General features: G+C 68.0%; 19 protein-coding genes. 11 read left to right on the top strand and 8 right to left on the bottom strand.

Annotation, left to right across the window (positions count from 1 at the left end; all coding sequences use genetic code 11):
• Window positions 1-13 precede the first annotated feature (13 nt).
• On the top strand, window positions 14-928 hold the full coding sequence (locus tag ACFWPX_RS11510; RefSeq protein WP_378927331.1) for an AraC family transcriptional regulator: 915 nt from the start codon (window positions 14-16) through the stop codon (window positions 926-928).
• Window positions 929-931: 3 nt separating this feature from the next.
• Here the strand turns inward: ACFWPX_RS11510 and ACFWPX_RS11505 are convergent, their stop codons facing one another.
• Window positions 932-1,351 carry a RidA family protein gene (locus ACFWPX_RS11505; protein ID WP_378927330.1) on the bottom strand — a complete coding sequence of 140 codons (420 nt, stop codon included), beginning with the start codon at window positions 1,349-1,351 and terminating at the stop codon, window positions 932-934.
• Window positions 1,352-1,401: 50 nt separating this feature from the next.
• On the opposite strand from ACFWPX_RS11505, the gene ACFWPX_RS11500 reads away from it, so the two are divergent.
• Entirely contained in the window at window positions 1,402-2,010 is a 609-nt protein-coding gene (locus ACFWPX_RS11500; protein WP_378927329.1) for a TetR/AcrR family transcriptional regulator, read from the top strand.
• 70 nt (window positions 2,011-2,080) lie between these two features.
• On the opposite strand, the gene ACFWPX_RS11495 is transcribed toward ACFWPX_RS11500, so the two are convergent.
• Both ACFWPX_RS11495 and bla read right to left on the bottom strand, forming a co-directional pair.
• Window positions 2,081-2,494 (bottom strand): hypothetical protein, encoded by a 414-nt coding sequence (locus tag ACFWPX_RS11495; RefSeq protein ID WP_378927328.1) that lies wholly within the window; start codon window positions 2,492-2,494, stop codon window positions 2,081-2,083.
• Window positions 2,495-2,530: 36 nt separating this feature from the next.
• Window positions 2,531-3,463: a class A beta-lactamase gene (bla, locus tag ACFWPX_RS11490; RefSeq protein WP_378927327.1), complete on the bottom strand. Its 933-nt coding sequence runs from the start codon at window positions 3,461-3,463 to the stop codon at window positions 2,531-2,533.
• Window positions 3,464-3,631: 168 nt separating this feature from the next.
• On the opposite strand from bla, the gene ACFWPX_RS11485 reads away from it, so the two are divergent.
• The 3 genes from ACFWPX_RS11485 (at window position 3,632) to ACFWPX_RS11475 (ending at window position 9,186) form a co-directional block, all read left to right on the top strand.
• Window positions 3,632-4,507 (top strand): LysR family transcriptional regulator, encoded by an 876-nt coding sequence (locus ACFWPX_RS11485; protein ID WP_378927326.1) that lies wholly within the window; start codon window positions 3,632-3,634, stop codon window positions 4,505-4,507.
• A gap of 68 nt (window positions 4,508-4,575) precedes the next feature.
• Window positions 4,576-5,469: a serine hydrolase gene (locus ACFWPX_RS11480; RefSeq protein ID WP_378927551.1), complete on the top strand. Its 894-nt coding sequence runs from the start codon at window positions 4,576-4,578 to the stop codon at window positions 5,467-5,469.
• A gap of 39 nt (window positions 5,470-5,508) precedes the next feature.
• Window positions 5,509-9,186 carry an arabinosyltransferase domain-containing protein gene (locus tag ACFWPX_RS11475; RefSeq protein WP_378927325.1) on the top strand — a complete coding sequence of 1,226 codons (3,678 nt, stop codon included), beginning with the start codon at window positions 5,509-5,511 and terminating at the stop codon, window positions 9,184-9,186.
• A gap of 64 nt (window positions 9,187-9,250) precedes the next feature.
• On the opposite strand, the gene ACFWPX_RS11470 is transcribed toward ACFWPX_RS11475, so the two are convergent.
• Complete coding sequence (locus tag ACFWPX_RS11470) at window positions 9,251-10,339, bottom strand: alpha/beta hydrolase (RefSeq protein WP_378927324.1); 1,089 nt, start codon at window positions 10,337-10,339, stop codon at window positions 9,251-9,253.
• A gap of 329 nt (window positions 10,340-10,668) precedes the next feature.
• On the opposite strand from ACFWPX_RS11470, the gene ACFWPX_RS11465 reads away from it, so the two are divergent.
• Entirely contained in the window at window positions 10,669-11,799 is a 1,131-nt protein-coding gene (locus ACFWPX_RS11465; RefSeq protein WP_378927323.1) for a metallophosphoesterase, read from the top strand.
• Between the two features lie 6 nt (window positions 11,800-11,805).
• Here the strand turns inward: ACFWPX_RS11465 and ACFWPX_RS11460 are convergent, their stop codons facing one another.
• The gene (locus ACFWPX_RS11460; protein WP_378927322.1) at window positions 11,806-12,501 is read right to left on the bottom strand and encodes an LppP/LprE family lipoprotein; all 696 of its coding nucleotides are present in this window, start codon (window positions 12,499-12,501) and stop codon (window positions 11,806-11,808) included.
• A 216-nt stretch (window positions 12,502-12,717) separates the two neighbouring features.
• Here ACFWPX_RS11460 and ACFWPX_RS11455 point away from each other — a divergent pair, with 216 nt between their 5' ends.
• The 4 genes from ACFWPX_RS11455 to ACFWPX_RS11440 all read left to right on the top strand — a co-directional run bounded on the left by ACFWPX_RS11455 (window position 12,718) and on the right by ACFWPX_RS11440 (window position 18,886).
• Complete coding sequence (locus ACFWPX_RS11455) at window positions 12,718-14,043, top strand: permease prefix domain 1-containing protein (protein ID WP_378927320.1); 1,326 nt, start codon at window positions 12,718-12,720, stop codon at window positions 14,041-14,043.
• 47 nt (window positions 14,044-14,090) lie between these two features.
• Window positions 14,091-15,566: a 3' terminal RNA ribose 2'-O-methyltransferase Hen1 gene (locus ACFWPX_RS11450; protein ID WP_378927318.1), complete on the top strand. Its 1,476-nt coding sequence runs from the start codon at window positions 14,091-14,093 to the stop codon at window positions 15,564-15,566.
• Window positions 15,563-18,082 (top strand): polynucleotide kinase-phosphatase, encoded by a 2,520-nt coding sequence (locus ACFWPX_RS11445; protein WP_378927316.1) that lies wholly within the window; start codon window positions 15,563-15,565, stop codon window positions 18,080-18,082. The genes ACFWPX_RS11450 and ACFWPX_RS11445 overlap by 4 nt, the downstream gene beginning before the upstream one ends.
• 126 nt (window positions 18,083-18,208) lie before the next feature.
• Window positions 18,209-18,886 carry a DUF4352 domain-containing protein gene (locus ACFWPX_RS11440; protein WP_378927315.1) on the top strand — a complete coding sequence of 226 codons (678 nt, stop codon included), beginning with the start codon at window positions 18,209-18,211 and terminating at the stop codon, window positions 18,884-18,886.
• 34 nt (window positions 18,887-18,920) lie between these two features.
• Here ACFWPX_RS11440 and ACFWPX_RS11435 read toward each other — a convergent pair whose 3' ends face one another.
• On the bottom strand, window positions 18,921-19,616 hold the full coding sequence (locus ACFWPX_RS11435; protein WP_378927314.1) for a class I SAM-dependent methyltransferase: 696 nt from the start codon (window positions 19,614-19,616) through the stop codon (window positions 18,921-18,923).
• Between the two features lie 36 nt (window positions 19,617-19,652).
• Window positions 19,653-20,297, bottom strand: coding sequence for a dihydrofolate reductase family protein (locus ACFWPX_RS11430; protein WP_378927313.1), 645 nt, complete (start codon window positions 20,295-20,297; stop codon window positions 19,653-19,655).
• A 59-nt stretch (window positions 20,298-20,356) separates the two neighbouring features.
• Between ACFWPX_RS11430 and ACFWPX_RS11425 the strand changes: the two genes are divergently transcribed.
• Window positions 20,357-20,875 (top strand): winged helix-turn-helix transcriptional regulator, encoded by a 519-nt coding sequence (locus tag ACFWPX_RS11425; protein ID WP_378927312.1) that lies wholly within the window; start codon window positions 20,357-20,359, stop codon window positions 20,873-20,875.
• A 3-nt stretch (window positions 20,876-20,878) separates the two neighbouring features.
• Here the strand turns inward: ACFWPX_RS11425 and ACFWPX_RS11420 are convergent, their stop codons facing one another.
• Complete coding sequence (locus ACFWPX_RS11420) at window positions 20,879-21,895, bottom strand: fatty acid desaturase family protein (RefSeq protein ID WP_378912712.1); 1,017 nt, start codon at window positions 21,893-21,895, stop codon at window positions 20,879-20,881.

The raw sequence follows: 21,895 nt of genomic DNA, 5'->3' as shown, positions 1-21,895 counted from the left end.
ATCGTTTTCGAACATGGACCTACTGAGCGACGTCCTCGCCACCGCGAAGACCGGCAGCCCGGCCTCCGGCATGTTCGTGCGGCACGCGCCGTGGGGCCGGGCCTATCCGCGCATCGAGAGCGCGGGCTTCCACGTGGTGCTCCAGGGCTCGTGCTGGTTGACGCGGCCCGCCGCGGAGCCACTGGCACTGGGTGCCGGCGACGCGGTGTTCATGCCGCGCGGTGTCGCCCACGCTCTGCTCGACCAGCTCGACAGCCCGGTGACCGAGACCGCCGGACCCGAGGACGTCCGGATCGTGGCGGGACAGGGTGCGCCCGCGACCCTGCTGTGCGGTTCCTACCAGCTCGCCGCCGACCGGACCCACCCGCTGCTGGCGGAGCTGCCCGAGGTGGTGCACATTCCGGCCCGGCTCGGCACCCATCCGTCGCTGCGCGCCGCTGTCGACCTGCTCGCCGACGAACTCACCGACACCCACCCCGGCGCCGACGCGGCGATACCCCCGCTGCTGGATCTGCTGCTGCTCTACCTGCTGCGCGCCCGGCTCGCGGAGACCGAGGAGACATCCGGCTGGGCCGCCGCGGTCGCCGACCCCGACATCTCCCGCGCCCTGCGCGCCGTCCACGACGACCCCGCCCACGGCTGGACCGTCGAATCCCTCGGTGCCCGAGCGGGTCTCAGCCGCGCCTCCTTCGCCAAACGCTTCACGAACCTCGTCGGCGAACCCCCACTGACCTACCTCACCCGCTGGCGCATGCTCACCGCCGCCCACCTGCTCCGCGACACCGACCACCCACTGTCCACCGTGGCCAGGCGCACCGGCTACAGCTCCGAATACGCCTTCAGTAAAGCCTTCAAACGCGAATTCGACACGGCCCCGGGTCGATACCGTTCGGCATCGACCGAAGTCCTGGTGGCCGGAGTGCCGTGATCCTCAGTCGAGTACGGCTGTCGCCTCGACCTCGACGAGCAGATCCGGTTCACCGAGCGCGGCCACCCCGATCAACGTGATCGGCTTGACCGGATCGACCCCCAACTTCGCCGCCGCCCTGGCGACACCTTCACCGAGCAGCGGGTACTTGTCCGCGTTCCAGTCGACGACATAGATGGTCAGCTTCGCGACATCGTCGAACGAACCACCGATAGCCGCGAGCGCGGTGCCGATATTGAGATACGCCTGCTCGACCTGAGCGGCGAAATCCCCTGCGCCGACCGGATTCCCATCACCATCGCGCGCGACCTGCCCAGCCAGGAAGACCAGCCGCGACCCGGTCGCGATCGAGAGTTGCCGATACACCTCCGGCTTGGGCAGTCCGTCCGGATTCACCAGTTCCACAGCCACGATCTCTCCCATCGTCCGAGGGTTCCGACCCATAACATAGCATTGATATGTAATCTGACGCTATGGCCAGAACCAGGAATCCCGCGGTGCGGTCGATGCTGATCGAACGGGCGGCGCACATGGTGGGCGCCCGTGAACCCGTCACCTTGCGCGGTCTGGTCGCGGGCACCGAGGTATCGACCATGGCGGTCTACACCTACTTCGACGGCATGGACGGCCTGTGGCGCGCGGTCCGGCAGGAAGGTTTCACCCGCCTCGCCACCCGCCTGACGACGGTGCCGACCACCCACGACCCGGTCTACGACCTGGCGGCACTCGGCAGCGCGTATCTGTCCAACGCCATGGCCAACCCGGACCTGTACCGGCTGATGTTCGACGCGGGCTTCGATCTCGAAGACGCCGAGGCAGCCGACGCCACCCTGCACCGCCTCGTCACCGCGGTGGAATCGGCTCGATCCACCGGCCGGTTCCACGCCGACACCGACCCGCTCGACCTGGCGACCCAGAGCTGGGCCATCGGCCACGGACTGGCCGGCCTCGTCGCCACCGGACCACTCCCGCCGACGGCACTCGACCTCGGAATCCCCATGCTCACCGCCCTTTTCGTCGCAGCGGGCGATGAACCGCGGCGGTGCGCGCGGTCGGTGGCGTCGGGGTGGCAGGTCGGCTGAGCGGGAAGTTCATCCAACGATGACGGCCCGATGAACAGACGAGTTCATCGGGCCGTTCGCTGGGCCGGGGTCAGAGGGCGATGCAGGCGGAGCCGGCATTGATGCCGGTGCCGATGCTGACGTACTGCCTGGTCTCGGGCCATGCGTCCGGCTGGACGGCGTAGATGTAGGTGATGTCGGTCCTGGACGGAATCCAGGTGGCCTTGGCGACACCGTTCACCGGCATCGCCTCGGCGAAGCCGCTGGGGCCCTGACCTTCTTCGAAGAAGTAGACCGGCTTGGTGTTGTCGTCCACGGTGACGTTGACGGTGTAGGGGCAGCCCGTTCCGATCGTGTGCAGGCCGATGGTGAACGTGGGCGCGAGCGCGATGCTGGTGACGGTGGCCGCGGCCGGTGGTGCGACCATCGCGGCGACACCCGCGACGAGCGCCGCGGTTCCGACGGCGCGGCGAATGGTCGCGGATGAGGTGAGGGTTCGCGTCATGGGGTATGGATCTCCTGGTCGGTAGGGCCGATTGCGCTAATTGATCTCGCCCACAGCAATTTTCGTTACCTCTGCTACGAGTTCATTGGACGGCTCGGCGTTCTGTTCGGGCTTGGTGGTCAGGACGGCGAGGACGAGCGGCGCGCGGCCGGGCGGCCAGGCGACGGCTACGTCGAGGGCGGAGCCGTAGGCGGGGGTGCCGGTTTTGTCGCCGACCTTCCAGTCGGCGGGCAGGCCCGCTTTGATGCGCTTGGCGCCGGTGGCGCTGGCGAGCAACCAGTCGGTGAGCTGGGCGCGCTCGGGGTCGGCGAGGGCTGTGCCGAGGACCAGGGCGCGGTAGTCGGCGACCAGGGCGGCGGCGGTCGTGGTGTCCCGTTCGTCGCCCGGGATGGCGGTGTTGAGCTCGGGCTCCCAGCGGTCGAGGCGGGAGACATGGTCGCCGAGGGTGCGCAGGAAGGCGGTGAAACCCGCTGGGCCGCCGAGCAATCGGAGGATGAGGTTGCCCGCGGTGTTGTCGGAGACGGTGATCGCGGCGTGGCAGATCGCGGAGACGGTCATCCCGGTGTCGATGTGCTTTTCCGTCTCGGCGGAGTTCACCACGATGTCGGCCGCCGTGTAGTGGATGACCTGGTCGAAGTAGCCGGTGGACAGCGGATGTGCTTGCAGGAGAGCCCCGCACGCCAAACCCTTGAAGGTCGAAGCCATCGGGAAGCGCTCACCCTCGCGGTAGTTCACCGTCGTGTCACTGCCGGTGTCGACGACCGAGAGGCCGAGTCGTGCACCGTATTTCGCCTCCATTTCGGCGAATGAAGGCGCGGTCGACGAGGCGAGCGCGGATGTCGACGGTGGCGCCGGTACTACGTCATTGCTCGAGCAGGCGGTCGATGTCACGGCCGAGATCGCCAGCGTGACGGCGGCGAATCGGGTTCGAAGGCGCGGCGCTCGGTGCTTCAGTGCGGTGGGAGTCACCGGTGCACAACATCATCGCCTGCCACCACGAGGCCAATATCGGACACCGGCCTGGACAAGTCGCGCTCGATATCACCGCAGGTCGGAAGCGGTAAGTCCAGGCGGACGGCCGATCGTCACCGGCGGCGTCTCGCCGATCGACCGAGTGGCGGCAAGCGCGCTGGTTCAATGGCCGATATGGATCTGATCCGCCACCTCCGGTTCTTCGTCTCCGTCGCGGACGAGGGCCACTTCGGGCGGGCGGCAGCGGCGCTCGACATGACCCAACCTCCCCTGTCGCAGGGATTGCGCCGCCTCGAACAGCATCTCGACATCGAACTCATCCGCCGCACCAGCCAGGGCGCACTGCTCACCACCGCGGGCAGGCACCTGTTGCCGCGTGCCCGGCTGCTCGTCGACGACGCCGACCGGTTGCTCGCCGAATCGCAGCGGATCGCGCAGCTCAGCGGGACCGTGCGGTTCGCGGCGACAAGCGCGCTGCCCGATCGGCTGGTCACCGCGTGTGTCACGGGTCTGCGCGCCGCGGGTGGCAGCGTGGCGACGACGCTGGGCACGACCGTCGATCTCGTCGCGGAGGTGCGGGCGGGTGTGTGCGATGTGGCGGTGGTCGAACATCCGGCGCTGGTCGACGGTGTCGAGGCCGGACCGGTGGTGAAGTTACCGCGCTGGTTGGTGGTGCCCGCTGATCACCGCACCACCACCGCCGAGCGGCCGACCTTCCCGATGCTGGCCGGGCTGAACTTCGCGCATCCGCCGCGGGCCGCGAACCCACCCGCCTTCGACAGCATCATCGATCTGCTGCGGGAACGTGGGCTCGACGCCGCGCCGCTCGCGGCTCCCGACGATCGGGCGGTGCTGGCCGCCGTCGCCGCGGGCACCAGTTTCGGCGTCACCGCCACACCGCCGACACCGACGCCGGGGGTGGCTTGGCTCACGCTGTCGCCGCAGTCGATTGCCGTGCGGGTCAGGGTCATTCGCCGGGTCGATGCCGGCGCCCATGCCGATGCGTTGGATCGGGTGCTCTACCGGGAGCGGCTGCGATGAGCACGTTCGACGCGGCGAAAGCGATCAGTCCGCCCGGTGCGAGCCGGGATGGTCACGGCGTTCTGGGCATTGCCGACTCGGCGAGTGCCAGGATCCGTGCCGTGTTCGCGGACGCGGGCTGTGCCGGTTGGCTACACGCCCGGCGCTGCGACGGCTCCCCCGGCGAGGTCTCTGTCGGTGGGCGCGACCGCGTGGTGATCGCGTCGGTCTACAAGCTGCTGTTGCTGGCGGCGTTCCTGCGGCAGGTCGACCGCGACCGGATCGACCCCGCGGGCCGACTCACCATCAACCCCGCCGACTGCACTCCTGGCCCGACCGGCATTGCGGCACTGCGTGATCCGGTCACGCTGAGCCGTCGAGATCTGGCGACGTCGATGATGACGGTGTCCGACAATGCCGCCGCCGACGTGTTGCTCGGCGAAGTCGGCCTCGCCGCGGTGGGCGAGCTCGTACACGAACTCGACCTGACGGATACCCGCATCGTCGGCGGCACGGCCGACCAGCACCGCAGCCTCGTGCGCGATACCGATACCCACAGCACCGCGGAGGCTTTCGCGGCGCTGGCCGACAACGACGAGGCGTGGACGGTTTCCGCCTACGACCCCTCCTACGCCAGCGCGACCACACCCGAGGAGATGACACGGTTCCTGTGGAAGCTGTGGTCGGGCGACATGTTGTCCACGGCGAGCACCGAATTCGCACGCACGGTGATGAGCAGGCAGATCTGGCCGCACCGTATCGCCGCCGGATTCCCCCATCGCGGAGTGCTCGTCGCGGGCAAGACCGGCACGATCGGGGTGATCCGCAACGAAGTCGCCGTCATCGAGTTCCCCGGCGAAACACCGGTAGCGGTAGCGGTTTTCACCCGCGCCGCCCGCGCCGACCCGATGCTGCCGGTGGTCGACGCCGCCATCGGTGAGGCCGCACGGATCGCCGTCACCGAACTCCGTCGCCCGCGCTGAGGCGACAACGACCGAACGACAGTGGCTAGCATCTCGTTTGTGGGTGGAGATTCTTCCGGCTTCGGCCGAATGCAGAAAATCGGGATCGCGGCGGGGGCACTGGGTGTGGCGCTGGCGGTGGCGACTCCGTTGCTGCCGGTTCAGCAGCAGCGCGCGAGCCTGGATTGGCCGCAGCCGCAGTCGATGCAACTGAGCGCGCCGCTCGTGGACTACGTGCCGCTGTCGCTCGATCTGAGCATTCCGTGCACGGCGTTGCGCGATATGACCGGCGGGACCGTGCTGTCCACAGTGCCCGCCCAGGCGCCGCGAGCCGGGTCGAAGGGATTGGTAGCGCGGATCGAGGACCGGCCGGGAGCCGGTCGGACGCTGTCCGTGGTGCTCCGCGACAAGCTGCTGTTGAGTGCGTCGATCGCGGATATCGCAGGCGCCGATCCGGTGCGAGCGGGCACGCCCGGCGCCGACGCCGAGAGCACGCAGCCCCCGCCTGCCGGGACCAACCCACCGCCAGGCACCCGACCTCCCGGCAGCACGCCGCCCGACGGTGCTCCCGCTCCTGGCAGCCCTCCCCCTTCGGGCGCGGTTCCGCCCAGCGGTGCACAGGCATCGCCTACGAAGCCACCGGCCGGTCCGGATGGCGGGGACGCTCCGGGAAACGCTGTGCCTGCGAACGCGCGGGATGCTCGATGCGGTGCGTTGACGGTGGTTTCCACCGCGACGAGCACGACCGCCGAACTCACCCGCATGACCAGGGCCGACGGATCGCCGATGAAGACGACCGTGGACGCGGATATGCGGCCGCAAGTGGTCGGCGTCTTCACCGAATTGGATCGTGGACGGATGGGGGACGCGCGGCTGCATGCCGAGATCGATGCGCGGTTCTCGTCGAGTCCGAGTGGCTGGAAACTGGTGGCGATCATCGGCGCGGTGTTGTGCGCGCTGCTCGCGTTGATCTGCTTGCACCGCGGCGATATTCGCGACGGTCGTCGGGCGCGTCGCATCCTGCCCGCACGCTGGTGGCGATTCAGCGGTCTCGATGTGGCGGTCGCGGCGACCTTGGTCGGGTGGCATGTGATCGGCGCCAACAGTTCTGACGACGGCTACATCCTCACGATGGCGCGCGCGTCGAAGGAAGCGGGCTACACCGCCAATTACTACCGGTGGTTCCAGGTCGCCGAGGCCCCGTTCGGGTGGCCCTACGAGGTGCTCGCGCAGATGACCCGGGTCAGTGAGACCGGGCTGTGGATGCGGTTGCCCGCGTTGCTCGCCGGGTTCGTGTGCTGGCTGGTGCTCAGCCGGGAAGTGTTGCCACGCCTGGGTTCCGGCGTGAGTTCGAGCCGAGTGGCGCGCTGGACCGCGGCGCTGGTGTTCCTGTCGATCTGGCTTCCCTACAACAACGGCCTGCGCCCCGAACCGCTGATCGCGGTCGGCGCGCTCCTCACCTGGTGCTCGATGGAACGGGCGATCGCCACCCGCCGCCTGCTGCCCGCCGCCGTCGCGGTGCTGATCGCCGCGTTCTCCCTCGCGGCCGGTCCCACCGGATTGATCTGCGTGGCAGCACTATTGGCCGGTTCGCGGCCGGTGCTCCGGACGATCGTCGCCCGTGCCACACCGGATTCTGGCACTGTCGCGAGCACTCGCGGAGCCGTGTTCCTCCGGTACACCGCACTCGTGGTCCCGATCGTCGCCGCGGGCACTCTCGTGTTGGTCGTCGTCTTCGCCGATCAGACCTTCTCGACCGTCCTCGAAGCCACCCGTGTGCGCCAGCTCGTCGGCCCCGACATGTCCTGGTTCGAGGAACGCACCCGCTGGGATTCCCTGTTATCGGTCAACCCCGACGGCTCCCTGGCCCGCCGCTTCGGCATCCTCGCGATGCTCCTGTGTCTCGCCGTCGGCATCGTCGCGACTCTGCGCCGCGGCCGGATCCCCGCGACCGCCCGTGGCCCGGTCACCCGTATCCTCGCCGTCGTCTTCATGGCCCTGCTGCTGATGATGTTCACCCCCACCAAGTGGACCCATCACTTCGGCGTCTACGCGGGCCTGGCAGCCGCACTCGCCGCGATCACCGCGGTCGCCCTGACCCGCACCCGCTCCGGCTACCTGCGCACCCTGTTCGCCGCCGCCGTCCTGTTCCTGCTGGCCGTGAGCTTCACCGGCTCCAACGGCTGGTGGTACGTCTCGGGCTACGGAGTCCCCTGGCCCGACCGCGCCCCCACCCTCGGCGGCATCGAGATATCGACGATCTTCCTCGCGGCAACGGCCGCAGCGCTGCTCACTGCCCTGTGCCAGTACTACCGGGCGCCCTTCGCGAACCCCACCGATCGCGGTACCGACGGACTGAAGCGCCGGGTATCGGCTGTCGCGCCGCTGACGATCGCGGCGGCGGCCATGGTGTTGTTCGAAGTGGGATCGCTGGTGTCCGCAGCTGTTTCGCAGTACCCGGCCTACTCGGTCGGGCTGTCGAATCTGCGCGCGCTGGCGGGAGATCAGTGCGCGATGGCGGATGACGTTCTCGTCGAGACGAATACGGCGGACTCGTTGCTCACCCCGTACAGCGGCACCGTCGCCGAGGGACTGGGCGCCGAGAACACCGGCTTCACCCCGAACGGCGTCGGGAGCCTCGCCCCCGATCCCGGCCCCGGCCAATCCGCCGCCCCGCCTTCGGGTTCGGGACCTGGCCCCGGCGGTGCAGGCCCGGGTGGAGGCACACCCGGCGGCCCCGGCGCAGGCGCGCCCAGCGGAGCAAGCCCTGGCGGCTCAGCACCTGCTTCTCCCGGCACCAGAGGGGAGCCGGGCGGCGGGGCGAACGGCTCCACACCAGGCGGTTCCACCGGGGCACTGCCGAGCGGTCCGAATGCGGGACCACCGGGCGTGTCCGGGCCCGCGGTGGCGGGAGTTAACGGGAGCACGGTCGCATTGCCGTTCGGCCTCGCTCCAGAACGCACACCGCTGCTCGGCAGTTACTCGAGTGGTGAGCCGCAGCGGACGCAGCTGACGACGCAGTGGTATCGGATGAATCTCGCTGCCGCACAACAGAACCCGGCGTACCGCGTGCTGATTCTGACGGTCGCCGGACGGATCGAGTCCACCGCGCCCGATGGTTCGCGCATGCCAGGGCAGCGGTTGCGGGTGGAGTTCGCTCGTCGCGACGGCGACGGAACCATCACTGCCCTGGGCGATGTGGTCCCGCCGACGGTCGGTGGCGCTCCGGGCTGGCGCAATATCCCGGTCGCGCTGGATCGAATTCCCGCAGGCACCACTGCCGTTCGGCTCGTCGCCGACGCGGGCGAGCCCAACCCCATGCAGTGGCTCGCGCTCACCCCGCCGCGCCTGCCGAAACTGTCGAGCCTGAACACCGTCGTCGGCAGCTCCGACCCGATCCTCGCGGATTGGCATGTAGGACTGGCGTTCCCGTGCCAGCGCCCGTTCGATCATCGACACGGTGTCGCGGAGATGCCGATCTGGCGGATCCAGCCCGACAAGCTCAACGCACAGGTCTCCGAGACGTGGCAGGGCGACACCGGCGGCGGCCCCCTCGGCTGGACCGGCCTGCTCATGCAGTCCCGCACCATCCCCGCCTACCTGGCCGACGACTGGACCCGCGACTGGGGCGAACTCCAACGCCTCATCCGCACCGTCGCCGCGCCACCGGCGGACATCGACGTCCACACCGAAACCCGCTGGGGCCTGACCACCGTCTCCCCGATCAAGACCGGCTGACCGGCGCAAAAAGAAGCCGCCCCTACCCGAACACGGGTAGGGGCGGTTTCTGTTGTGGCAGAGACTACTTCGGCGGTTCGCCACCAGCGGGCGGTCCACCGGCCGGTGGTCCACCGGCGGGCGGTGCGCCACCGCCGGGCGGCGTCGCGCCCGCGGGCAACGGCTTGCCGATATTGCGTGCCATATCCGGCATCAGGCGGATGGCGACCTGTTCCCAAGTACCCCAGTTGTGAATGCCGATGTCGGGGAAGTCGTAGCTGACATTCTCGTAACCCAGTGCGGTCACCCGCTTTTCGAACGAACGGGTGTTGGCGAGGGCGATCGCCTCCAGTGGCATGCCCTGGGTGATCGCGTCGATCGAGGACAGGTCCTGGTCGGCGGGCTTGGCGCTGCCCGCGGAGACGTAGAGGCGGGTGTTGTTGGCGATGAGCTTCTCGACGAAGCCGTAGGGGTCCATCCGGCGCCACTTCTCGCTGCCCGCGGGTGCCATCGCCTCGATGTTGTACCCACCGCTGGCGATCATCGCCCCGCCGAGCGCCTCACGCATGCCTGGCATCGACATGTGCAGATAGCCCGACAGCGAGCCCGCGTAGGTGAACTGCTCCGGGTAGTAGGCCGCCATCAACAACGCCGCGCTACCACCGCTGGACAGGCCGACCACACCGTTGCGGGTCGAACTGAAGCCCAGCCGGGCCTTCATGGCGTCCGGGAGGGTCTTGGTGATGAAGGTTTCCCACTTGTAGGTGTTGGTCTTGCCCTGGGTGTCCTCCCAGCCACCGATCGCCGAACCGGAGTCCGCGCTCGGCAGCAGCGACCCGTCGGGATTGACGCCGCCGAAGCTGCTCGGCTGCTCCCAGTCGGCGTAGAAGCTGGACTGCCCACCCACCGGCATCACGACGTTGATATTGAACTTCGCCATCTGTGCCGGGATGGTGGTGTGCTTCTCCCAGCCGTTCAGGTCGTCCTCGGCGCGTTCGCCGTCGAGCAGGTAGACCACCCGATCGGTATTGCCGTCGGCCGCGCGGATGATCCTGGTGTTGATCTCCCCCATCGACGTGTCCACCCGGAAGTCGATCGCGGACGGGTCCGCATCGGCGGCGGCGGGCGCGACCGACGCGCCGAACGGCAGCGCCGCCACCACCGCACCTGCCATGACCCGCCGGAACAGCCCGGATCTGTGACGGCGCTGCCGCGCCCCTCCCACAATTACGCCACGCATGATCGGTGTACTGACCTTCCGTTTGTGCGGCCGCGCCGCTCCCCGCTCGACCCGCCGCGGTATGAAACCTGCGTGCGGGGCCCTGCCGGGCAGCATAGCGCGCACGACGATCCCCGGGAATATCGAATTACGCAGTGGGGCAGCCCGCTTCGCGCGTGCGCTCGGTGCTGCGGATTCTCGGCGAGGGAGCGCCCCGGACGGAGCGCTACCCTGGGAGGTCGATTCGTGGCCGCGCCCGGCCGCCCTGCCCAGAACGGGACCCCGTGAAGCTCGCCGTACGCCTGATGATGTTGTCGCTGGTACTCGCCCTGCTGTTCGGGGTGCCCTGGTGGACGTTGGTCTCGGCGCCGACCGGTGGCAGCGGCACACTGTTCTGGATCGGGACGGCGATCGGTGTGGCCGCCCTCGGGTTCCTGCCGCTCACGATGTTCCTCGGGCACGGGCCCGCGCAGTCCGATCCGGCGGTGATCGTCGGCGACACCCTGCTCGGGGTCCTGTGGGTGGTGTTCTCCTGGTCGGTGCTCGGGGTGTTCGCGCGTGGGGCACTGGCCGTGGCCGGTGTCGACGGTGCGCTCGCCGCGCGGCTCGTCGCGGCAGGCGTACTGGCGATCTCGGTGGTACTGGTCGCGTGGGGTGTCTACGAGGCGCGGCGGGTGCCACGGGTGCGCACCGTCGACGTGGCGATCCGCGGGCTGGCCGACGGGCTCGACGGTTTGCGCGTGGTGGTCGTCACCGATACCCACTACGCCGCGCTCGACCGGCGGCGATGGTCGGAGCGGGTGGTCGAGGTGGTCAACGCACAGCAGCCCGATATCGCCTGCCACGCGGGAGACCTAGCCGACGGATCGGTGGCGAAGCGGCACGCCCAGGTCGACCCGCTGGCCGAGGTGAAGGCGCCACTGGGCCGGTTCTACATCACCGGCAATCACGAGTACTTCGGCGACGCGCAGGGCTGGATCGACCACATGGCGTCGATCGGCTGGGAGCCGCTGCACAACCAGCACCGGGTCGTCACCCGCGACGACGACCAGCTCGTCGTCGCCGGGATCGACGACCCGACCGGCAAGGGCCTGCCCGGCCACGGCCCCGACCTGCCCGCCGCCCTGAGCGGCGCCCCCGATGTCCCGGTGGTGCTGCTGGCCCACCAGCCCAAACAGATCGCCGACAGCGCCGCGGCGGGCGTCGCGCTGCAGATCTCGGGCCACACCCACGGTGGGCAGATCTGGCCGTTCCACTATCTCGTCCGGCTCGACCAGCCGGTGGTCGCGGGCCTGAGCAGGCACGCGAACAACACCCAGCTCTACACCAGCCGCGGCACCGGCTTCTGGGGTCCGCAACTACGGGTGTTCGCACCCAGCGAGATCACCGTGCTGGTGCTGCATCCGGAGCGCTGATGCCGTTCAGCGGTGGGGCTGGGTGACCTGCGACGGCAGCGGACCACTCATCACGACGCTCGAACCGGTCCACGAGTAGGTGATCGTCGCGGGTCCGCCCTGGGGTGTGGCGAAGGGTTCGTCGGCGGCCAGCCACCGGTACTCGACGGTGACGGCGGTGCTGCTCGAACCGGCGACGGTGGTGAAGGCGTACGGCTCGGAAGTACCTGTGCCCAGGTACTTTCCGTTGTGGAAGAACAGCACGTGAATCGGGGCGCCCGCGGAGTTGCCGCCGATGGCGCGCACCCACAGCAGCTCACCGCAGTTGCCCGGCTGATCGGCGGAGGCCTGCCCGGCGACCCAGCTGCCGGTCAGGCTCGCCAGAGCATTCTGCACGCCGGTGGAGGACGTATCGATGCAGCGACCCGGTCCACTGATGTTGTTGGCGGGGGCGGGAGCTGTGGTGTCGGGCACCGGGATGATCGACGGAGGCGGTGTGAGCCGCGGTGTTTCGGGCTCTGTGGTGTCGCCGGGCCGAGGTGCGGAGGTCTCCTCGGGCGCGGTCGACCCCGGCGCCTGGGTGCCCGGCGCGGGCTTTGCCGACGAGGCGGCCGGCACGCGGGAGGTCGAAGTGGTTGTCCCTGAACCACTCTCGTCAGTGCAGCCTGCGACCAGCGCCGCGGCGACGGCGATCAGCGCACCCATCCGAACTGCGTTCTTCATGGTTCCTCGATTCTGTGTCCCCTACGCGCGGTAGCGCGTACATGCACACTTCATCGGGGCCCTCGGCACGGTCGTTAGGCGATTCAACGGAATCCTCACCCTAGGGTGCGACATCCGCACCCTGAGGCCTGGAGCTGCTAGGTTTCCTCGACACGGTGGGCCCGGCGAGGCTCGAGCAGTCCGGCCGTCACCATGCAGCCGAGGCGTGGCGAAGGGATGGGCGTGATGGATTTACAGGTACTCATCGATCAGTGGCGCGGGTACGTCCAACGTCATCGCGCTGTCTCGGTCGCCGATGTCGACGAGATGGAAACCCATCTGCGCGAACAGATCTCGACACTTCAAGGCGCGGGACTGTCCGGCGACGAGGCATTTATCGTCGCGGTGAAGCGAATGGGCAGCATGGACGCGATCTCCCGCGAGCATTCCGAAAGACTTTGGAAGCAGCTCGTTCTGGTGCCGGAGAAGTCTCAGGGCGGTGGGGGCAATCGAGAGCTGATGGTGGTCCTCGCACTCGCTGTAGGTGCTGCGCTCGCGGTGAAGGCGGGCTTCACCTGGCTGGACGGTCCCGTGCTTGGCCGCAACCTCAGCCTGCTCGTATTGCCTTTCCTCGCCGGATATTTCGGGTGGAAGCGACAGGTTTCGGCACGGGTGGCCGGGGTGCTGCTCATCCCGTTCGTCCTCACCGCACTCGTCCTCAACCTCTATCCGTTCGAGCCCGAAGGGGCGACCGAGGTCATCGCCGCGATCCACGCGCCGATCCTGCTGTGGTTGGTGGTCGGCCTGGCATACACGGGCGGTGACTGGCGATCCGGGCGGCGGCGGATGGATTTCATCCGGTTCACCGGGGAATGGGTCGTCTACCTGACCTTGCTGGCGCTCGGCGGCGGCGTGCTGATCGGGCTGACGGTCGGCGCGTTCGGGACCCTCGACTTCGATATCGAGCCCGTGATCGAAGACTGGGTGCTGCCCTTCGGCGCAGCGGGAGCGGTGATCGTCGCCGCGTGGCTGGTCGAGGCGAAACAGAACGTCGTGGAGAACATCGCGCCGGTACTCACCCGGGTCTTCACCCCGCTCACAATCGTCATGCTGCTCGCGCTGCTGGCCGCACTCGCGACCACCCGCGGACTGACCGCCATCGACCGCGATCTGCTCATCCTGATGGACCTGATCCTCGTCCTGGTTCTCGGCCTGCTCCTCTACACGATCTCGGCCCGCGATCCGCTGACCCCACCCGGCTTCTTCGACCGCCTGCAACTACTCCTGGTGGTCACCGCACTGGCCGTCGACGTGATGATGCTGGCCGCCATGCTCACCCGCATCGCCGAATTCGGGTCCACCCCGAACAAGGTGGTCGCGCTCGGCATGAATGTGGTGCTGCTGGTGAACCTGGCGTGGTCGGGCCACCTCGGCTTCGGTTTCCTGCGCGGCACGAAGACCTTCGCCGCTCTCGAGCGCTGGCAGACCGACTACCTCCCCGTGTACGGCATGTGGGCGGCGGGCGTGATCGTCGCCATCCCGCCGTCGTTCGACTTCCGATGATCTGACACTCGGCGAAAACCGCTGGCGGGGCGTGACAGGATCAGCAAGTGCTCTTGACGATCTCTACGACTCACACGCCGGCGACAGACCTCGGATACCTCGTGGTCAAACATCCCGACCGCGTGCAGTCGTTCACGACCACCGGCGGCACAGCCCACGTCTTCTATCCTCGAGCCGATGCCGACCGCTGCACGGTCGCGCTGCTGCTCGATGTCGACCCGGTCGAGTTGGCGCGACCGGCCAAGGGCCACAACGGTTCCGCGCTCGGGCGCTATGTGAACGATCGCCCGTATGTGGCGTCGAGCCTGCTGTCGGTGGCGTTGGGCAAGGTGTTCCGGTCGGCGCTGAACGGGACCAGCCGCGACCGCGCCGAGTTGGCGCAGACGGCGATTCCGCTGGAGATCGAGGTGCCCGCCGTACCGTGCCGGGGTGGGACAGAGATCGTCGAAAGGCTGTTCGCGCCGCTGGGCTGGACGGTGTCGACCACATCGGTGCCGCTCGATCCGCAGTTCCCGGAATGGGGCCCTTCGCCCTACACCCACCTCCGCTTGACCGGCACGCTGCGGCTGGCGGACGCGCTGAACCACCTCTACGTGCTGTTGCCGGTGCTCGACGACGCCAAGCACTACTGGGTGGATGCCGACGAGGTCGACAAGCTGTTGCGCGCGGGCGAGGGCTGGCTCGGTGCCCATCCCGACCGCGAGATGATCGCGCGGCGCTATCTGGCCGGGCGACGGACGCTGATGCTGTCCGCGCTGGAACGTCTGCGTTCGGTGGACGAGCCACTCGATGACGCCGAAATTCCCGGGGACGCGGTCGAACGCGTCGAAGCCGCCGAGCGCCGCACGCCGCTGGTGAAGCTCCGGAAAGAAGCGGTGCTCGCCGCACTGGCCGAGACCGGCGCATCGCGGGTGCTCGATCTCGGTTGTGGCCCGGGCGCTTTGCTCCTCGCGCTGCAAGCCGAACCCCGGTTCACCGAAATCGTCGGCGCCGACGTCTCCAGCGCGGCGCTGTCGATGGCGGAGCGGCGCTTGAAGTTCGATCGGATGTCGGACCGCCAGCGGGCCAGGATCACCCTGATCCAGTCGGCCCTGACCTACCACGACAACCGGCTGCAAGGATTCGACGCCGCGGTGCTCATGGAGGTGATCGAACACCTCGACGAGTCCAGGCTGCCCGCACTCGAACGCGCCGTCTTCGGGCATGCCGCACCCGGCGCGGTGATCGTGACGACACCGAACGTGGAATACAACGTGCACTACGAAACCCTCGACGGTCACCGTCACGACGATCACCGATTCGAGTGGACCCGTGCGGAATTCGCCGCATGGTGCGCCCGTGTCGCCGAGACGTTCGGCTACACCGTCGACATCCGCCCGGTCGGCGACCACGACCCGCAGACCGGCTCCCCCACCCAGCTCGCGCTCTTCCGGAAGGCCCCTGTGATATCGGCGCCTTTACTCGGCCCTGCGTGGTCACGCTCCGCTACCGCCTCCGGGCCTGAACGTAAAGGCGCGCTATGAACATCGACCTCCCCGAACTGTCGCTCATCGCGCTCGTCGGCATCTCCGGCTCCGGCAAATCCACCTTCGCCCGCGAGCACTTCAAGCCCACCGAGGTGCTGTCGTCGGACTTCTTCCGCGGCTTGGTCGCCGACGACGAGAACGACCAGTCCGCGACGAAGGACGCCTTCGACGCGCTCGGTCACATCGCCGGAATCCGGCTGCGCGCCGGTCGGCGGGTCGTCATCGACGCGACCAATGTGCAGAAGCACGCGCGGGCCGAATTGGTCGCGCTGGCACGGTCTTTCGATGTGCTGCCGGTCGCGATCGTCATCGACACACCTGAAGCTGTCGCGTGGGAACGCACTCAGGGCCGCACCGATCGCGACTTCGGTCGCAATGTGCTCAAGCGGCAGAGTCAGGACCTGCGGCGTTCGCTGCGCGAGCTCGGCCGTGAGGGTTTTCGCAAGGTGCACGTCGTCAGCGATCCGGCGGACGTAACGATCACCTACGAGAAGGCGTGGAACGATCGGCGTGAACTCACGGGGCCGTTCGACATCATCGGCGATGTGCACGGTTGCCGGGCCGAATTGGAAACGCTGCTGGGCGAACTCGGGTGGACGCTGGTTCGCGACGACGCGGGTCGACCGGTCGATGCCACACACCCGGAGGGGCGTCAGGCGGTATTCGTCGGCGACCTGGTCGACCGTGGGCCCGATTCGCCGGGCGTGCTGCGCTTGGTGATGGGAATGACCGCGAGCGGCCATGCGCTGTGTGTGCCGGGCAATCACGAGCAGAAGTTGCTCAAGAAGTTGCGTGGCAAGAACGTCACGGTGTCGCACGGTTTGGCCGAGACACTCGAACAATTGGACAGTGAGACACCGGAATTCGTGTCAGCTGCCGCGCAGTGGATCCACGACTTGGTGAGTCACTTGCGATTGGACGGTGGGCGCCTCGTCGTGGCGCACGCCGGGCTCAAAGAGGAGTACCACGGCCGGGCTTCCGGACGGGTTCGCGACTTCTGCCTGTACGGCGAATCCACCGGGGAGACAGATGAATACGGTCTACCGGTGCGTTATCCGTGGGCCCGGGACTATCGCGGTGCGGCGACGGTCGTCTACGGGCACGTGCCGACGCCGAAGGTGGAGTGGATCAACAACACCGTCTGCCTCGACACCGGCGCGGTGTTCGGCGGTGAGTTGACGGCGATGCGTTACCCGGAGAAGACGTTCGTCGCGGTGCAGGCCGAGCAGGTGTACTACGAGCCGATCCGGCCGCTCGCCGACGTCGAATCCGCGCGCGACAACGAGACTCTCGACCTCGCCGATGTCACCGGGCGCAGGCACATCCGCACCGATCACGGCACGGTGATCATCGACGCCGAGAACTCGGCGGCCGCGCTGGAGGTGATGAGCCGGTTCGCGATCGACCCCCGGCTGCTGCTGTGGTTGCCGCCGACCATGTCCCCACCGTCGACCTCGACCGTCGAGGGTTATCTCGAATACCCCACGGAGGCGTTCGCCGACTATCGCGCGGCGGGCGTGGACAAGGTGGTGTGCGAGGAGAAGCACATGGGGTCGCGGGCCGTGGTGCTCGTGTGCCGTGACCGGGCAGCGGCTCGGTTCGGAGTCGGCGACGGGTGCTCCGGTGCGATCTACACCCGCACCGGACGGTCGTTCTTCAACGATTCGGCACTCACCGAAGCCCTCCTGGAACGCGTACGTGCCGCAGCCGCACCGCTTTTCGACGAACTCGATTCGGACTGGCTGCTCCTGGACTGCGAATTGCTGCCCTGGTCGGCCAAGGCGGCCGGGCTGATCCGCACCCAGTACGCGGCTGCAGGCGCGGCCGCGCGGTCCGCACTTCCGGCCGCCGTCGCGGCACTCGACGCCGGCCTGGCCCGTGGGCTCGACCTCGGCGAACTGCGCGACCGCACCGCCGCCCGCGCCGAGAACGCGGACAACTTCACCGCCGCCTACCGCCGATACTGCTGGCCGACAACAGGACTCGACGGCGTCCAGATCGCACCGTTCGCCCTCCTGGCCTCCGAAGGCGCCACCTACGCCGATCGCGACCACAGCTGGCACCTCGACATCAGCGACCGATTGGTAGCCGCCGACCCGGTGACCTTCCGCCCCACCGGCCGCCGAATCGTCGATCTGTCCGACCCCGCCGCCGAAGCCGAAGCCACCACCTGGTGGCTGGAGATGACCGCGGCGGGCGGCGAAGGCATGGTCATCAAGCCCTACGCCGGCCTCGCCCACCGCACCAAAGGCAAACTCGCCCAACCGGGCATCAAATGCCGAGGCCGCGAATACCTCCGCATCATCTACGGCCCCGACTACACCACCCCCACCCACCTCACCCGCCTACGCGACCGCACCCTCAGCCGCAAACGCACCCTCGCCCTCCGCGAACACACCCTCGGCCTGGCAGCCCTGGACGCCGTCGCGACCGGCGCGCCGTTGTGGCGAGTCCACGAGCTGGTTTTCGCGATCCTCGCCATGGAATCCGTACCCACCGACCCCCGCCTCTGACCGCCCCTTCCCACTCGTCGCGCGCCCCAAACACTTGGACTCTGTTAGCTACGTAACACCTTGGTAGTTACCAGAGATCTCTCTACCGAACGGAAGTGCCTGAACAGACCCCCGAGAGGAACACACTTGACGACCCCGCCGTATCCGCAGCAGCCGTACCCACAACAGCCGTACGGCGGGCAACCGGGGTATCCGTATCCACCGCGACCACCGAAGAAGAGCAACGCGAACACGATCATCCTGGTGGTGGTCGGCGTCCTCGTCGCGCTCTGCGGGTTCGGCGGGTGTGTATCAGCACTATCGGGCAGCAGCGACAAAGCCACGGCCACTACGACGTTCACCACTGCCGCGGGCAAACCCACCGCACCCGGCAACCCGGCAGCCCCACTGCCCGACGATGACGCCCCCGCGCCCGCCGGAACTGCGGTGCGCGACGGCAAGTTCGAGTTCACGGTGAACGCGGTCGACGCACCGGTCAAGGTCGTCGGAGACAACCCCTACCTGCAGAAGACGGCGCAGGGCGAGTACATCCTGGTTCACCTCACAGTGACCAACATCGGCAACAAGCCGCAGTCGTACTTCTCGAGCAACCAGACGATGATCGATGACCGCGGCCGAGAGTTCGAGAACGACACCATGGCCGGAATCAACGTCAACGACGGCACCGCCATGATGTCGGACATCAACCCGGGAAACTCGATCCAGGTGGTCGTCGTCTTCGACGTGCCCGCCGGAACCGTGCCGACCACACTCGAACTGCACGACTCCGCATTCTCGGGCGGCGCCGAGGTCGCCCTCCGCTGAATTCCGTCGGTTGCACCCTGGCCCGACCCCTGAATCACCAGTCGTAGTACGAGACCACCGAGGGCTGGCCGGTGTAGCCGGGGCCTGCGGTGGTGTCAGCGCCGAGGTAGACGGCCGCGAAGTCGGGGCGGCCGTGGCCGTGGATCTGGTGTCGGCGGACGTCGTAGGTCAAGCCGGCCGCTCGGAGGGTCTCGATGACGGTGTCGGTTGCCGGGGAGCTGTTGGGGCGGCGGATTTCGGTGGGGTCGAAGTCGGCGGCGAATCGGGCCGTCGGTGCGAGCCAGCTCGTCATCGCTTCGATGAGGGCGAGTTTGTCGCCGATGTAGTGCAGGCCGTGTACGCAGGTGACCAGGTCGGCCTTGCGGGGTGGAGTCCAGGTTGTCGCCGAGGTGGCGAGCAGATGTAGACGGGGGGTGCGGGGTGTGCCGAGGAAGAAGTCGACGAGGTCTATGCCGATGATGGTGAGGTCGGCGGCCGGGAATTCTCGGTCGAATCGCGCTTCTGCCTCGAGCAGCGCGCGGCCCGAGCCGCAACAGACGTCGATCCAGGTGACCTGTGCCGTGGAGTCGGCGCGCAGGCGCTCGGCGAGTACCTCGTAGGGGTCGAATCCGAGTTCTCGGGTGTAGCTGTTCACGCCGGACAGTCCCCTGCCGCGGTTCATCGCGTTGTTCGCGACTATCGAGGACTGTTCCAGCGTCAGGTTGTCGAGCAGCACGGGATCTGTTGGCACCACATCATTATCGCTGCTGCGCAGTTCAGGTGGTATTTATCGGCGCCAGAAGAAGTTGTGTACCACTCCGCTGGGGCTGGGGATCTGCTCGTGGTGGAAGCGGTCGTCGTATTCGTCGGGGCTTTCCCACAGTCGTTCGCCCGCACCGATTTCCACCGGTGCGACTGCTATGTGCATCGTGTCGATGAGGTCGGCGGCAAGGAACTCGCGGACCGTGGCGACGCCGCCGCCGATGCGCACATCCTTGCCGTCGGCGGCGTCGAGGGCCTGGGCGAGTGCGTCCTTCGGGGTGGCATCGATGAAGTGGAAAGTGGTGTCGGCCAAGGTGAATGACGGGCGCTCGTGGTGGGTGAGGACGAAAACCGGGGTGTGGAACGGCGGGGTGTCGCCCCACCAGCCCTGCCAGTCGTAGTTCTCCCACGGTCCGCGCTGCGGGCCGAACTTGTTGCGGCCCATGATTTCCGCGCCGATGTTGAAGGGGAAGTCGCGGGTGATGTAGTCGTCGAGGCCGTAGGTGCCGCCGGGATCGGTGCGGTTGGGCCAGTGCGCGGTGGCGCCCGCCCAGGACATGAAGTCAGCGGGGTCGGCGTGACCGAAGGGGCGGTCGAGACTCTGTCCCTCCCCCGCACCGTACCCGTCGCGGGAAACGCTGAAGTTCTGAACGCGAACCATCTGAGCCATCGGGGTGCCTTTCTGATTGCAATATGCAAGCAGTGACGAACGTATCCTAGACTGATCCTATGTCGCAACCAGTTTCTCCGGAGAAGTTGCCGGTGACGCCGGGCAAGTCGGGCTGCCCGATCAATCTGACGGTCGAGCTACTCGGCGACCGATGGAGCCTGATCATCCTGCGCGACATCATGTTCGGCGGGTATACGCACTTCCGGGAGCTGCTCACCGGATCCATCGAGGGCATCGCCTCGAACATCCTGGCCGCTCGCCTCGCCAAACTCGTCGCCGCGGGGCTACTCACTCGTGACGACGACCCGAGCCACCGTCAGAAGGTCGAATATCATCTCACCGAAGCCGCGATTCAGCTCGTTCCGGTGCTGGCCGCGCTGGGCGCGTGGGGCGCGCGGTGGTTGCACACGGCGCCGGAGCTGACCGTGCGCGCGGAATTGTTGGCCGCGGGCGGGCCCCCGATGTGGGACCGGTTCATGGATGAACTGCGCGCCACCCATCTGCGCGGCGCGCCGCTGCCCGACGACGGGGTGCTCGCAGAACTCACCGCCGCCTACAACGCGGCAGTCGGCGAGTAAGCGCTACCGCACGGTCTGGCGGCCGACCTCGTTCAGGTGGGCCATCGCCTGTCGGTACGACTCGAACAGGCCGGTCTCGCAGTAGGGAACGTCGATCTCGGCGCAGAACTGGGCGACCATCGGCTGCGCACGGCGCAGGTTGGCGCGGGGCATCGACGGGAACAGATGGTGCTCGATCTGGTAGTTCAGGCCGCCCATGGCGGTGTCGACGAGGAAGCTGCCGCGCACATTGCGTGAGGTGAGCACCTGCCTGCGCAGGAAGTCGGTGTTGTCACCTTCGGGCAGAACTTCCATGCCCTTGTGGTTCGGGGCGAAGGTGGAGCCCATGTACAGACCGAACAGGCCCTGCTGAACGGCGATGAACACCAACGCTTTACCCGGCGACAGCACCAGGAACGCCGCGGAGAGCAAGCCGATGAAATGGGTGGCGAGCAGCGCGCCTTCCCAGATGCGGTTCGGGATCGGCCAGCGGAACACCGCGACGATGCTCTTCCAGTGCAGGCTGCCACCTTCGAGCAGCAACAGCGGGAAGAACAGCCACGCCTGGTAGCGGAAAATGAATCGGCGCCACCCCTTACCGGCCCGCGCGCGGTCACCGGAGAACGCGAGCACGCCCATCGCGTCCGGGTCGGCGCCCTCGGTATTGGGATGGGCGTGGTGGCGGTTGTGGTTGCTGGTCCACCAGCCGATGCTCAGCCCGATCGCGAGATTGCCGGCGATCAGGCCGTACAGGTAGTTGGCCCGCCGCCCGGCGAAGATCTGCTTGTGCCCCGCATCGTGGCCGAGGAACGCGATCTGCGAGAACACCGCCGCCAGGAACACCCCGACGGCCAGCGTCCACCACGAGTCACCGATGGCGAAAAACGCCGCCCAACCAGCAACGAAAGCCACCGCGGTCAGCGCACTCTTCCACCCGTAGTACCCCACTTGCCGGTCGAGCAGGTCCGCCTCCCGGACGCGGCGCAACAGGACCGAGTACTCACTGCCACGCACGGGGACGACATCAGACGCGATAACCAC

The sequence above is a fragment of the Nocardia sp. NPDC058518 genome (assembly GCF_042719655.1).
In the GTDB taxonomy this organism is placed as follows: domain Bacteria; phylum Actinomycetota; class Actinomycetes; order Mycobacteriales; family Mycobacteriaceae; genus Nocardia.
Note: the sequence above shows the minus strand (reverse complement) of the source record. Positions and strands in the feature narration are given on the sequence as shown.